This window comes from Rhizobium sp. BK316, from assembly GCF_014193695.1.
Classification (GTDB): Bacteria; Pseudomonadota; Alphaproteobacteria; order Rhizobiales; family Rhizobiaceae; genus Rhizobium.
In genome coordinates this window covers 832,937-846,360 of the sequence record NZ_JACHZR010000002.1, presented here as the reverse complement: position 1 = coordinate 846,360, position 13,424 = coordinate 832,937, and the positions used below count along the sequence as shown (strand labels likewise).

Here is a 13,424-nt window from a genome sequence, read left to right as displayed (position 1 = left end):
GGCATCTGCTTATTCCGGCTTCTTGCCGTCGCGATAGAAGATCATGCCGCCGTGATGCAGCACACCGTCGATGAAATCGCCGTCGGCGGTAAAGCCGGTATCGTCCCAGTATTCGATATGGTCGCCGGTCACTTCATAGCGGCCCTGATAGGCGCTCTTTCGCGTGCCGCGCGCCTCGTCATATCGCCCGTTCGGCAGCAGCTCCTGACGGATATGCCCGTCACCGGTGATCCACATGCCGAGATAGGGATGGTTCTGCATTTTCTGTTCCTCTGAAAGAGCCGATGAAGAGGCTGCGAACGAAAAGACCGCGGCTGCAAGTGCCGAACGGATTGCCATGGTCAGAGCCCCACATTTTCGGTCGGACGAACCGAGATGTCGTTGACGTCGACATCGTAGGGCTGCTCGATGGCGAAGCGGATTGCCCGGGCGATGGCGTCGGGCTTCAGGGCAATCGCCCGGAAGGAGACCATGGCTTCAGCCGAGAAGGGTTCGGTAATCGTCGAAGCGAGTTCGGATTCGACCACACCAGGATAGATGCAGGTGACCCGAAGTTTCTTATTTTCCTGACGCAGACCGTCGGAAATCGCCCGCACCGCATATTTCGTCGCGCAGTAGACGGCGGCGGTCGGCACGACCGCCAGGCCGCCCACCGAGGAGATATTGATGATCTGGCCGCGATCCTGCGCATTCATGATCGGCAGTACGGCGGCAATGCCGTAGAGCACGCCCTTGATGTTGACGTCGATCATCTGATCCCATTCCTCGACCTTGAGCGAGGACATGAGCGACAGCGGCATGATGCCGGCATTGTTGATGAGGACGTCGATGCCGCCGAAAGCATCGACCGCCGCCTTGGTGAAAGTCTCGACGTCGGCTCGATCGGTCACGTCGAGCGCGCGGAATTCCACCGTGCCGCCGCCGTCACGGATTTCCCGTGCCAGTTCTTCCAGCCGGTCGGTGCGGCGCGCACCGATCATCAGCTTCGCGCCTGCCGCACCGAGTTCGCGCGCCACGCCGGCACCAATGCCGCTGCTGGCGCCGGTGATCAGAACCGTCTTGTCCTTGATACCAGTCATGTCTCTTTCCTCATGCTTCAATGATGGCCGCAGCCGGATGCTGCCGATCCATGCGCATGAGATTGGGTCCGAGGGGCGGAAGCCGATAGCAAGCTTCTCCGGATTTCTTGCACGATCTTCCGAAACCAGCCGAGAGCACTTGGCATTTGCCGCAGTGTCGGCCATGCTGCTTGAATGGAAAAAATTGCCGAACTTGCAGAATTGATCGATCGCCACACGGGTACGGACGGCAGCTTCGATACGGCGCTGCCGCGTGTCGGCATCATACGATCCTCCGCCCGAACGGAACCGATCCACACACTCTACGAACCTTCCTGCTGCATCGTGGCGCAGGGGCGCAAACGCGCTGTGATCGGCGACAGCGTGCATGTCTATGATGCCGCGCATTATCTCGTCGTCGGCGTCGACCTGCCCGTCATCGGCGCGGTCGTCGAGGCGAGCGCCAACCGGCCCTATCTGTGTCTGAGGCTGCAACTCGACCGCAGCCTGCTTGCCGAGATGCTTCCTGCCGTCTGCGGACGGCCGCCGGAGAGCCCAGCGGCGGGCGTCAGCGCCACGACGCCTGAGCTGATCGATGCCGCCGCGCGCATGCTGCGGCTGCTCGACACGCCCGACGATGCGGAGCTTCTGGCGCCTTTGGTCGAGAGGGAAATCCTCTATCGCCTCATACGCGGGCCGCAGGGCGCACTGCTGCGGCAGATTGCCAATGGTGAAAGCCGGCTCAGCCAGATCGGCCGGGCGATCGACTTCGTTCGAAAGAATTTCAGCGAGCCCTTCGCCATCGAACATCTGGCTTCTGTGGCAGGCATGAGCGCGTCATCCTTTTACGAACACTTCAAGACGGTGATGGCGATGAGCCCGCTGCAGTTTCGCACCCAACTGCGTCTGCAGGAGGCGCGGCGGCTGATGGTGACGGAAGGGTTGACCGCGGCTGAGGCGGGTTTCCGGGTGGGCTATGACAGCCCTTCACAGTTCAGCCGCGATTATGTCCGCGTGCATAATGTCCCGCCGCGGCGGGATATCGAGCGGCTGCGCGCCTCCGCCGGGTGAGACCGCAAAAAAGAAAAGGCGGCACCGAATGCCGCCCTGCCCTTTTCATCAATGAGGCGATTGCTCTCAGAACTCGGTCCAATCTTCCTGGACAGCAACGGCGGCTGCCGATGCCTGCCTGCCGCCGAAGGCCTTGGTGACCTTGCCGGCGAGCGCACGGGCCGGAGAGGCGACCGGGCGGGACGCGGCGGTTGCGGCTACCGTCCGCTGGACCGGAGCGGCAGCCTGGGCGCCAAGCTTGAACTGTCGCAGCAGTTCGTCGAGGGCAGAGGCTTCCTGGGCAAGCGCGTGACTGGCAGCCGTCTGCTCTTCAACCATGGCGGCATTCTGCTGTGTGCCCTGGTCCATGTTGTTGACGGCGGTGTTGATCTCCTGCAGGCCGATCGACTGTTCGCGGGTGGCTGTGACGATCGCGCCGACGTGGCGGTTGATTTCCTGAACCTCGGCGACGATCGCCTCCAGCGCCTTGCCGGTTTCGCCGACGAGGCCGACGCCCGAGTTGACCTGTTCGCTTGATGTGTTGATCAGCGCCTTGATTTCCTTGGCAGCATTTGCCGAGCGCTGGGCGAGTTCGCGGACTTCCTGTGCGACGACGGCAAAGCCCTTGCCCGCTTCACCGGCACGTGCCGCTTCGACGCCGGCGTTCAGAGCGAGCAGGTTGGTCTGGAAAGCGATGTCGTCAATGACGCCGATGATGTTGGAGATCTCGCCCGAGGACTTTTCGATCTGCTGCATGGCCGAAACCGCCCTGCGGACGACTTCGCCGGACCTTTCGGCGCCGAGGCGGGTGCGCTCGACAAGGTTGCCGACATCTTCGGCACGCTTGGCGGAGTCGCGCACCGTGGTCGTGACCTCCTCGAGAGCGGCTGCAGTCTCTTCGACGGCAGCGGCCTGCTGTTCGGTGCGGTGGGCGAGGTCGTCCGCCGCAGAGCGGATTTCGCCGGCGCCGGCATTGATGGCGGACGCGTTGCGGCCAACGGACTGCAGGGCGGCCTGCAGCTTTTCGACGGCATTGTTGAAATCGTTGCGCAGGCTGTCGTATTGCGGCGCGAAGGGCGTATGGATGCGGGCTGCGACATCGCCATTCGCAAGCCCTGCAAGGCCGCCGGCCAGAGCTTCGACCGCAAAGCGGAGTTCGCCTTCTTCACGGGCTTTTTGCTCATCGCTGATCTGGCGCTGACGTTCGGCTTCGCCGCGCATGCGGTCGGTTTCGCCGGCAAGCTGCTGCTTTTCGATGGCCGCTTCCTTGAACACGAGCACCGACTGGGCCATGCGGCCGACTTCGTCCTGCCTGTCGGTGGCCGGAACTTCGATATTGTTGTCGCCGCCAGCGAGACGATCCATGGCGGCCGTCATGCCGACGATCGGACGAACGATGGTGCGCGACAGAGCCCAGGCGAGTGCGGCAGCGGCGAGTGCAGCAGCAATGCCACCGGCCAGAAGCGTGGTCTTGAGGTCGCTGTTGGCATCCGCCCGCGCCGCAGCGAGTGCTATGGACTTGTCGCGGGCGAGAGACTTGATCTTGGCGGAAGCGGCACGGAAACCGTCGAGCTGGCCCTTGGTGGCGTTGACGCCGATCTTGACGACGTCTGCGATCGGCGTCTCTGTTTCCTTGCGAGCCTTGGCCTGCGGCTCGGCAAGCTCGTGGAAATACAGGTCGGCCGCCTTCTGCATGTCGTCGATCATCGAGACCAGCTCAGGCTGGGAAGCAGCAGTCTGCTTGGCAGCGGCAATCGCCTTCAGCATGCGGTCGCGGTTGGCGAAAATATCGCCATAAGTGCTGTCGCTGCGGAAGAGGATGAAGCCGCGCAGGTTGACGGCCTGCTCGAGCATGGCCTGCAGCGCGTCGTCGATCTGATTGACCAGAAGCTCGGACTTTTCCTGCTCGGCGGAAGCGCTCGCCGACGTGGTTGCCTTGGAATAGACGAAAGCGGAAACGGATACGAAAATAAGGATGAGTGCTGCGAACGTGGCCGCAAGCTTACCATTCAAGGATATGTTTCGGGCGAACATCGGTCAATTTCTCCTGGCGACATCAGGCGCGACAAGGGGCGACCGCGCAAACGCGCAGCCACGAGACTTCTTATAAGGACATGATCGGCGGGGAGGACGCGGCGCCTTCATGGCACGAAGCGATTCAAAAGCGAACCGCTGCAATCAAAGGGAACCTATGCGAGCAGGGATTTAAATTTGTTTAAATTTGTGCGCCGCAGCACAAGTTGGCTCTGATTATTGCAGTTCCGGTGATGTGAAGCCGTGACAGCATATCCGTCATGCCAACAAAAATGCTTGCAACCGGCGGCTTTGCCGGTCATTCACAGCCGATGTCAGATCAAAACAGCCAGCGCCTCGACCAACTTCTCGTCACTCTCGGCCTCTTTGCGAGCCGCTCACGGGCGCGCGATGCCGTGGCGCGCGGCACGGTGAAAGTCGCCGGCAAAGTAGTGACGAAGGCCGGCGCCGTCTTCGCTTCGGATGCGACAATCGAGATCGACGATCCGGCACAGGATTATGTCTCGCGTGCAGCGTTGAAGCTTGTGGCAGCACTCGACCATTTCGGGCTCGACCCGGCCGGGCGGCACTGTCTCGATGTCGGCGCATCGACCGGCGGCTTCACGGAAGTGCTGCTGGAACGGGGTGCGGCGCATGTGACGGCAATCGATGTCGGCCACGGGCAGATGCATCCGAGGATATCGGCCGATCCGCGCGTGACCAATATCGAGGGGTTGAACGCCCGCAGCCTGACGGCCGAGGATATCGGCCACGCGGTGGATTTCATCGTCTCCGACGTCTCCTTCATTTCGCTGAAGCTGGCGCTCGCTCCGGCGCTCGATATCGCAGAGCCGGGCACCCTCGCCGCAATTCTTGTCAAGCCGCAGTTCGAGGCGGGACGCGAAGCAATCGGCAAGGGTGGTTTGTTGAAGGATCCGGCTTCCGGGCCTGATGTGGCGGCGGAACTCGAACGCTGGTTCAGCGAGGATATGGGCTGGAAGAGTTTCGGGCTCATCCCCTCGCCCATTTCGGGCGGCGACGGCAATCAGGAATTTCTACTGGCAGGGACGAAAGCGTGAGCACGGAAACAATCACGATCGACAGACTCGGTGCACAGGGCGACGGCATTGCCAACGGCAAGGATGGGCCAGTCTATGTGCCCTTCACCCTGCCCGGCGAGACGGTAGCGATCGCCCGCGTCAAGAACCAGGGCACCGTGATGTCGATCGCCTCGGCTTCCGCCGACAGGCAGGAGCCGCCCTGCCGGCATTTCGGTCCCGATGGCGTCAATGGCACCTGCGGCGGCTGCACCCTGCAGCACATGGCGGATGTCCCCTACCGCGCCTTCAAGCGGCAGCTCGTCATCGATGCGCTGAGGTCCAAAGGACTGACGCCTGAGGTCAGCGAGATCGTGGCCGCCCATCCGGGTGAGCGGCGGCGGGTGGTTTTTGCGGCGCGCAAGACCGAGAAGGACATGCTCATCGGCTTCAACCAGGCCGAAAGCCACCACATCGTCGCCATCGAGGAATGTCCCATCTCGTCGACGGGGATCGTTTCCCGGCTGCCGGCGATCAAGGCCGTCGGTGCTGCCGTGGCGACCAATGCCGAGGCCTTCCGCATCGCGGTTCTGGAAACGCTCTCCGGTCTCGATCTTGCGATCGAAGGCGTGAAGAAGCTTTCCGACCAGCAACGGCGCAAGGCGGTCGAGGTCGTGCTTGGCCTTCGCGGCATTGCGCGCGTTTCGCTCGACGGCGAAATTCTCGTCGAGCCGGTGAAGCCGATGATCGAGTTCGGCGGCGTGCAGGTTTCCCCGCCCGCCGGCGGTTTCACGCAGGCGACGAAGCCGGCCGAAGAGGCGATGGCAAACCTCGTGCTTGCCCATGTCGGCAAGGCCAAGCGGATCGCCGATCTCTTCGCCGGTGCCGGTACGTTTTCGCTGCAACTTGCTCGTCTCGGCCGCGTGCATGCCGTTGAAGGCGACGGCAAGGCGATTGCGGCACTCGACCACGCGGCGCGCAACACGCAGGGCCTGAAGCCCGTGACCAGCGAAAAGCGTGATCTCTTCCGCCGCCCGCTGATGACCTCGGAGCTCAAAGTCTTCGATGCCGTCGTCTTCGATCCGCCACGCGCAGGCGCGGAATTCCAATGCAAGGAGCTGGCGCGCTCGATCGTCAAGAAGGTCGTCGCCGTCAGCTGCAATCCGCTGACGCTTGCCCGCGATCTCGCCCTCCTCGTCGAGGGCGGCTACCGCATTACGTCGGTTACGCCCATCGACCAGTTCCTCTGGACCTCGCATGTCGAGATCGTGGCCACGCTGGAAAAATGAGCAGCCGTCAGCCGACCTTTTCGCCGGCGAGATAGCGGCCGAGCTGATCGAGCTGTCCGGCGATACCGGCCTGGCGGTATTCCACCTTATCGCCACCGTCGAGGATGGTGATCTGCTCCGTCACCACGACATGCGTGCCTTCCGGCACCGGCGTCAGGCTGATGGTCGTCAGCGACGAAGAGATGCGCCGCTCATTGTGCGACATCGTATAGGCGTAGACGATACGGCGATCCCTGACGATATCCTCATAGCGGGCGTCGGCGACATATTCGTCGCTCTTGCCGAAATTGAACCGGCTGATATCGCGGCCGCCGACGCGGAAATCATTCTCGGTATAGGTGGTGGTGAAATCCTCGCCGATCGCCTCCCACTGCAGGCGTGCTTTCGGATCGGACCAGGCGGCAAAGACGCGCGGGGCCGGCACGTCATAGGTGCGCTCGACGGAGAAGGTGGAATGAAGGGTGCTGTACTCTTCCTGCATGATCTTACTCCTTTTCGTTCTGCTTCTCAGGGTTGTCAGACATTTCCGGATTGGCATCGAGATATGCGCCCAGCCTGTCGAGGCGGCGCTCCCAGAGCGTGCGGCGCTCGTTGATCCAGGCTTCGGCAGAGCGTAGCGCCTGCGGCTCGATCCGGCAGGTGCGCACGCGGCCGGTTTTTTCCGAACGCACGAGGCCACTCGCTTCCAGCATCTGCAGATGCTGGAGGACCGAAGGCAGCGCCATGGACAGGGGCGCGGCCAGTTCCTTAACGGAAGCCGGCCCCTTGCAGAGCCGATCCACCATGCTGCGCCGGGCGGGATCCGCCAGAGCCTGAAACATCAAATCAAGGGCATGCGATTGGTTAGGCATATGCCTAACTATAAGCGACGCAATACGGGAGTCAATAAATAGTTTGGCGAATACCTAACTATCCAGGATCAGGGAAGACGCTGTCGGTGTGTCTTGACATGCCGTTCTTCCAATAGCTTCTTTTTAGGGGCTCAGCGGCGCATGAAGGCCTCGAAGGCGGCGCGTGCTTCATCACTTCTCAGGCGGGCGGTGAAATGACGAGCCTCTTCATCGATCCGGGCAATGACCTCCTCCCGCGGGCCGCGAACGAGGTCGCGGGCGATCTTCAACGCTTCCGGCGGCTTGGCGGCAAGCTTTGCGGCTGCAGCCAGCGCCTGCTTTTCAACCTCTTCCGGGCTCGTCACCTTCCAGATGAGACCGGCTTGCCTCGCATCCTCGGCCGTAAAGGCCTCTCCGGCGGCGAGCATGGCGAAGGCGCGCTGGTGCCCCATGATACGCGGAGCGATTAGACTGGAACCCGCCTCCGGCACCAGTGCCAGATCGACGAAGGGCGTGCGGAACTGGCTGCGGTCGGAGGCGATCGTCAGGTCGCAATGCAGGTTGAGCGTCGTGCCGATGCCGATTGCCAGACCATCGACGCCCGAGACGAGAGGCTTTTCGGCATTGACGAGCGCATAGAGGAAATCGATCAGCTCCAGCCCCACAGTGCCGCCCATGGCCGCGGCGAGGAAATCGCCGATGTCGTTGCCGGCCGAGAAGCTGCCTTCGGTGCCGAAAAAGACCGTCACCCTGATTCCGGCATCGCTGTTTGCGGCATTCAGGGCATCCGTCATCGTGCGATACATGTCGCGGGTAAAGGCATTCTTCTTTTCCGGCCGGTTGAAGCGGATGATCTGGACGGCCGGATCTTCCGCGGATCGCTCGATGACGATGGGATCACTCATTTTCAGCTCCTTAGGCAAGGACGGCGCGGGCCGCGGCAAGGCTCCCTGCGCCGTTGACGACACGGTCCTTCAGCGCCGCCGTTTCGGACAGCAGATTCTCGGCGGCGAAGCGGCAGAGCGCGATACGGCTTTCACCCGCCCCATCCGCTACGCGAGCAAGGCCGCCTTTTGCGAGATAGCAGCCGGTCAGAGCAAGCCCGAAGAGACGCTGATAGGGCGTGGCGCCGGACAAGGCCTCTGCCGATTTGCCCTCTGCGAGGCGGGCCAGCAGCCAGTCTGTCGCCTTCTCCAGATCGGCGAGCGCAGCTCCGAGCCTGTCGGCCGTCGCGCCGAAACCCTCGATGTTCGAACTGGAGACAGCCTCAGCGATCGCCTTCATCTCGGCGATGAAGCCCCTGACCTGCTCGCCGCCGGACAAAGGCAGCTTACGGATGACGAGATCGATTGCCTGAATGCCGTTCGTGCCTTCATAGATCGGGGCAATGCGGGCATCGCGCAGATAGCGGGCCGCACCTGTCTCCTCGATGAAGCCCATGCCGCCATGAACCTGAATGCCAAGAGAGGCGACATCGACGCCGGCATCAGTCGCAAAGGATTTGGCGATCGGCGTCAGCAGTGCTGCGCGCTCCTGCCAGTCCGCGCGGCGTTCCGTAGCGCGATGCGCCATGTCGATCGCATGGGCGCAGGCATAGGCGATAGCGCGCGAACCCTGCGTCAGCGCCTTCATGGTCAGCAGCATCCTGATGACATCGGGATGGTCGATGATCGGGCTCATGCCGGATCCGCTCCAGCCAGGCGCCCTGCCCTGCGCGCGCTCCCTGGCATAGGCGATCGCCTTCTGCGTCGCCGCCTCGCAGATCGCCACACCCTGCATGCCGACGGCGAGGCGCGCATTGTTCATCATCGTGAACATGCAGGCGAGGCCCTTGTTCTCCTCGCCGATCAGCCAGCCGACCGCCCCCTTCTCATCGCCGAATTTTCCGTCGCCGTAGATCATCGTGCAGGTGGGCGAGCCGTGGATGCCGAGCTTATGCTCCAGCGAGTGGCAGTGGAGATCGTTGCGGGCACCCGGCGAGCCGTCATCATTGACGAGGAATTTCGGCACGAGGAAGAGCGAGATGCCGCGCGTGCCGGCAGGCGCGTCCGGCAGGCGAGCGAGCACGAGATGAATGATGTTGTCTGCCGCGTCATGCTCGCCCCAGGTGATGAAGATCTTCTGGCCGAAGAGACGGTAGGTGCCATCGTCGCAACGTTCGGCGCGCGCTTTCAACACGCCGAGATCGGAGCCGGCATGGGGTTCCGTGAGGTTCATCGTGCCGGTCCATTCACCAGACACCATGCGCGCCAAATATTTTTCCTTGAGGGCGGCACTGCCATGTACATTCAGGGCCTCGATCGCGCCCATGGTCAGCGTCGGGCAGAGCGCGAAAGCCATGGAGCCGGAGTTCCACATCTCGAGTGCCGCAACGTTCAGCATGTGCGGCAAAGCCTGGCCACCGAAGTCCTCCGGTGCGGTCAGGCCGTTCCAGCCGCCGGCGGCCCAATTGCGATAGAGATCACGCCAGCCGTCCGGCGTTTTCACCTCACCGTTGGAAAGGCGGGCGCCCTGGCGGTCGCCGATGTCGGCCAGAGGGGCGATTTCCTCCGTGGCGAATCGTCCCGCCTCGGCAAGGATGGCATCGACTAGATCTTCACCAAGATCGCCCAAAAGACCGCCGTCGATCGCTTCTGCCATGCCGGCGACGTGCTTCAGCGTGAACGCGATTTCCTCGACGGGCGCCTTGTACATCTTATTTTCCTCCGCATTCGGCTTACGCACGGCCAAGCCGGTGCACAAGCGCTTCCATTTGAAGAGCTAATTGATTTTTACGTAAACGTCAATTTTGTTTCCGTCGATAACCTTGATCGGGAGCGCCTTTTCGCTTGTGCACTTGCACAAACAAACGTCATGGAGAATCTCTAAGCGTGTCGCGATCTTTCAGATCCGCTGCCACGCTTAGGTCTTGTTTTGACGCATGTCGTTATCGCAAAACCGCTACACACTTTTGCGCGACATGCTTTAGTAGGATTGATCGCCTTCGCGAGAGGATCGGCAACAATGGATACCTTGCCCGTCAACATACCCGGCCTCGTATGGGCCTACCGTTTCTCGCCGGAAAGCAAGAAGGCCGCGCGGCTGCAAAACAGCGCGACGGCCGCGGAGTTGACCGCGGACGACGGTTTCTATTGGCTGCATCTCAACCTCGCCGACGCCCGCGTACCCGCCCTGCTCGACACGCTCGGCGTGATGGATGACGCCAAGTCGGCTCTGACCACGCGCGATACGCACGCGGTTCTGACTGTCGACGAGCAGATGCTCTACGGCACGCTGGTGGACTGCCAGCGTGAGTTCGATCAGGACACGGCCGATCTCGGCTGGCTGCATTTCGCGATTTCCGACCGGTACATAATCACCACACGCCTGCAGCCGTTGAGAAGCGTGGAGCGGACACGTGTGATGATCGAGAAGAATCCCGGTAAGTTCACCCGCCCCGTCGACCTCTTCGAACTGCTTGTGACCGAGTTCCAGCGCACGCTGATATCAGTCGTCATGGAGCTCACCGAAGAGCTCAACCTGATCGAGGATTTCGTCTACGACAGCGCCTCGCGGGACGAGCGCCGCAGGCTTGCTCCCGTCCGTCGCACGATCGTGCGCCTGCACCGCCACCTGCGCACGGTCCTCGCGCTGATGCGGCGAGCCGCAGCCTCAGACGAAGATGAAATGCCCTTCGGCTTTGACGATATTGCCGGGCGACTGACGAGCCGGCTGGAGACGGTCGACCATGATGTCTATGCGCTGCAGGACCGGGCAAGGCTGCTGCACGAAGAAATCGATTCCAAGCTCTCCTCCGAGACGAACCGCCACCTTTATATCCTGTCGATCATGACGGCCTTCCTGTTGCCGCCGACGCTGGTGACCGGCTTCTTCGGCATGAACACGGCCAACCTGCCCTTCGCCGTCGGAGACTACGGTACGGAATATGCCGTGGTGCTCATCATCGCCTCCATCGCTTTGGCTTATTGGCTCTTGAAGCGGGTAAACATCCTCTAAAATGAAACGCCCGGCACGATGGCCGGGCGTTCTATCTCGATCTCTGGCTTCGCCTCAATAATAGGGTGAATAGCACTGTTGGCGCGGACCGTTATAGGGCTGGAACGTATTGTCATAGGCCCGATAAGAACGGTAGCGGTTTTCGCACCAGGCGACATGACTCGGATTGATGCCCGAGGGAGCCGGTGCGGGTGCATAGTAGCGCGGCTGTGCGGCGATGGCGCCACCAATGATCGCGCCGGCACCGAAGGCTGCCAGCGGATACCAGTAGCCATTATAGTGACGGTAACCCGGGCGATAATAGGAATAGCCGCGGTAGCCGCCGTACCAGCCAGGGCGATAGGCCGGACGGTAGCGCGGATAGTAACCGGGCCGGTAGTAGCCCCCACCATAGTAGCGGCGGTATTGGACGTTTTCGACAGGCGAAGATTTTTCCACCTGCGGGGCGGCCGGCATTTGAATTGCCTGCGACGGCACGAAGCTCGTCACAACGACGGCGGCGGCCATAACCGCAGTCGCGACCTTCTTACTCAGCCCAAACATTGCGTATCTCCGATCAAGAGCGAAAAAGCCTGCTGACCAACGGATAAAACGGAAAATTGTTCCCGAATGACCCGAAAGCAGCCTTTACGCTCCATCTCTACCGGAGGTGAAATGAACCGGACATTAACCGGTCATGAACGCTCTCAGGCGACGACTGAAAGCTTGGCCTGATCGCCCTGCAGGCGATTGATCATGAAATTCGAATACCATTCGAGGAACTGCATGACGCCGCCTTCGTGGGCAGTCGAATAAGGACCGGGCTCATAGGCCGGCGAGCGGATGCCAAAGGCATTCTCTTCGACGATGCGGCGATCCTGATCGTTGGTCTCGGTCCAGACATGTGTCAGGTCTTCGAGATTGTAATCCACGCCTTCGACAGCATCCTTGTGGACGATCCACTTGGTGGTCACGGCCGTCTCGTTGGCGCTGAGCGGCAGCACGCGGAAGGAGATGGCGTGATCGCCGAGCAGATGGTTCCAGGTCGTCGGATAGTGGAAGAGCAACATGGTGCCGATGTGGCTGATCTTCACGTCGTCGGAGAGTGGGCGCTTGACGGCGGGCTTGCCGGACATGGTGTAGCTCTCGGCATCCTCGATCAGCGGCATGCGAGCGGTGCGGAACTGTCCGTCCGGCGAGATCTGGAACTTGCTCGGCAGGCCGGCCGCCTCGCAGCGCGCCCAGTGGCCGGCAATCTCCGGATCGTCAGCGCCACCGTCCGTGCCGGTCACGCTCGGTGCTTCCGGATAGGTGCGGCAGAGTTCAGGATGGTTTGCGGCGCAGTGATAGCACTCACGATTATTTTCCCAGACCAGTTTCCAGTTGCCCTTCTCGATGATGGTGCTCTGGAAGGCGATCTTGGCCTCGCCGATGTGATGCGGGGCCATGTAAGGCTCGATCTTGTCGCGTACTGACTGGAAGTCCGGCGCGACATTGGCGAGGCAAATGAAGACGTAACCGGCGACGATCTCGCAATGAACCGGCTTCAAGCCGTAACCGCTCTTGTCGAAATCATCGCCCATGTGGCGGGCGAAGGCGAGCTTGCCGTCGAGATCGTAGGTCCATTGGTGATAGGGGCAGACGAGACGCACCGACGAGCCATGCTCCTTGGTGCAGACACGCGAGCCGCGGTGGCGACAGCTATTGTGGAAGGCGCGAATGACATTGTCGCGTCCGCGCACGATGACGACGGGATAATCGCCGATCTGGACGGTGAAGTAGGCGCCCGGCTTCGGCAATTCGCAATCATGGCCGATGAACAGCCAGTCGCGATAGTAGATCATCTCCATGTCCAGACGGAAATAATCCTCGTCAATATAGAAGGGCTGTTCGAGACTGAAACCCTCGCGGCGGCTCTTGAGCTGGCGCAAAACGTTGCTGCGAATATCCATCTGCCTATCCTTATGCATGTGGCTGCTGCCCTTTTCGAGCACCGCAGCGGAAGCGCGCCCGCTTCCTTCTCTCTCCGGAGAACTGGTCATGGGGTTATTTAAGCACCGAGCATGCCGGTCGCTTGGTTGTAAAGCGACATCCGCTTCGAAATTGACGACAGGGAGTCGAGCGGTCCTCAGAAACATTCATTCGCCTTTGATTATCGTCAATTGCGACATT

The 13,424-nt window shown here is 61.5% G+C and carries 13 protein-coding genes; 4 read left to right on the top strand and 9 right to left on the bottom strand.

All coding sequences use genetic code 11. The features are described 5' to 3' along the window. Positions 1-9: 9 nt before the first annotated feature. Positions 10-339 carry an Atu4866 domain-containing protein gene (locus tag FHT87_RS12660; protein ID WP_183735502.1) on the bottom strand — a complete coding sequence of 110 codons (330 nt, stop codon included), beginning with the start codon at positions 337-339 and terminating at the stop codon, positions 10-12. A 2-nt stretch (positions 340-341) separates the two neighbouring features. After that, a complete protein-coding gene (locus FHT87_RS12655) occupies positions 342-1,079 on the bottom strand; it encodes an SDR family oxidoreductase (RefSeq protein WP_183802238.1) in 738 nt (245 codons plus the stop codon). Between the two features lie 174 nt (positions 1,080-1,253). Here FHT87_RS12655 and FHT87_RS12650 point away from each other — a divergent pair, with 174 nt between their 5' ends. Continuing rightward, a complete protein-coding gene (locus tag FHT87_RS12650; protein WP_183802235.1) occupies positions 1,254-2,129 on the top strand; it encodes an AraC family transcriptional regulator in 876 nt (291 codons plus the stop codon). 66 nt (positions 2,130-2,195) lie between these two features. Here FHT87_RS12650 and FHT87_RS12645 read toward each other — a convergent pair whose 3' ends face one another. Beyond that, on the bottom strand, positions 2,196-4,142 hold the full coding sequence (locus tag FHT87_RS12645; protein WP_183802232.1) for a methyl-accepting chemotaxis protein: 1,947 nt from the start codon (positions 4,140-4,142) through the stop codon (positions 2,196-2,198). A 311-nt stretch (positions 4,143-4,453) separates the two neighbouring features. Here FHT87_RS12645 and FHT87_RS12640 point away from each other — a divergent pair, with 311 nt between their 5' ends. Both FHT87_RS12640 and FHT87_RS12635 read left to right on the top strand, forming a co-directional pair. After that, complete coding sequence (locus tag FHT87_RS12640; protein WP_183735759.1) at positions 4,454-5,200, top strand: TlyA family RNA methyltransferase; 747 nt, start codon at positions 4,454-4,456, stop codon at positions 5,198-5,200. Next, positions 5,197-6,447 carry a class I SAM-dependent RNA methyltransferase gene (locus FHT87_RS12635; RefSeq protein WP_183802230.1) on the top strand — a complete coding sequence of 417 codons (1,251 nt, stop codon included), beginning with the start codon at positions 5,197-5,199 and terminating at the stop codon, positions 6,445-6,447. Before FHT87_RS12640 ends, FHT87_RS12635 begins: the two co-directional genes overlap by 4 nt. Before the next feature lie 7 nt (positions 6,448-6,454). Here the strand turns inward: FHT87_RS12635 and FHT87_RS12630 are convergent, their stop codons facing one another. The 4 genes from FHT87_RS12630 to FHT87_RS12615 all read right to left on the bottom strand — a co-directional run bounded on the left by FHT87_RS12630 (position 6,455) and on the right by FHT87_RS12615 (position 9,971). Beyond that, a complete protein-coding gene (locus FHT87_RS12630; RefSeq protein ID WP_183735497.1) occupies positions 6,455-6,928 on the bottom strand; it encodes an SRPBCC family protein in 474 nt (157 codons plus the stop codon). Positions 6,929-6,932: 4 nt separating this feature from the next. Then, positions 6,933-7,298, bottom strand: a complete 366-nt coding sequence (locus FHT87_RS12625; protein WP_183735496.1) for a metalloregulator ArsR/SmtB family transcription factor — start codon at positions 7,296-7,298, stop codon at positions 6,933-6,935. A 131-nt stretch (positions 7,299-7,429) separates the two neighbouring features. Then, positions 7,430-8,182, bottom strand: a complete 753-nt coding sequence (locus tag FHT87_RS12620) for a crotonase/enoyl-CoA hydratase family protein (RefSeq protein WP_183802227.1) — start codon at positions 8,180-8,182, stop codon at positions 7,430-7,432. 10 nt (positions 8,183-8,192) lie between these two features. Next, entirely contained in the window at positions 8,193-9,971 is a 1,779-nt protein-coding gene (locus tag FHT87_RS12615; protein ID WP_183802223.1) for an acyl-CoA dehydrogenase, read from the bottom strand. Positions 9,972-10,280: 309 nt separating this feature from the next. Between FHT87_RS12615 and FHT87_RS12610 the strand changes: the two genes are divergently transcribed. Beyond that, complete coding sequence (locus tag FHT87_RS12610; RefSeq protein ID WP_183802221.1) at positions 10,281-11,273, top strand: transporter; 993 nt, start codon at positions 10,281-10,283, stop codon at positions 11,271-11,273. A gap of 54 nt (positions 11,274-11,327) precedes the next feature. Here the strand turns inward: FHT87_RS12610 and FHT87_RS12605 are convergent, their stop codons facing one another. Then, entirely contained in the window at positions 11,328-11,816 is a 489-nt protein-coding gene (locus FHT87_RS12605) for a BA14K family protein (RefSeq protein ID WP_183735492.1), read from the bottom strand. A gap of 143 nt (positions 11,817-11,959) precedes the next feature. Then, entirely contained in the window at positions 11,960-13,204 is a 1,245-nt protein-coding gene (locus tag FHT87_RS12600; RefSeq protein WP_183735491.1) for an aromatic ring-hydroxylating dioxygenase subunit alpha, read from the bottom strand. Positions 13,205-13,424: the final 220 nt, after the last annotated feature.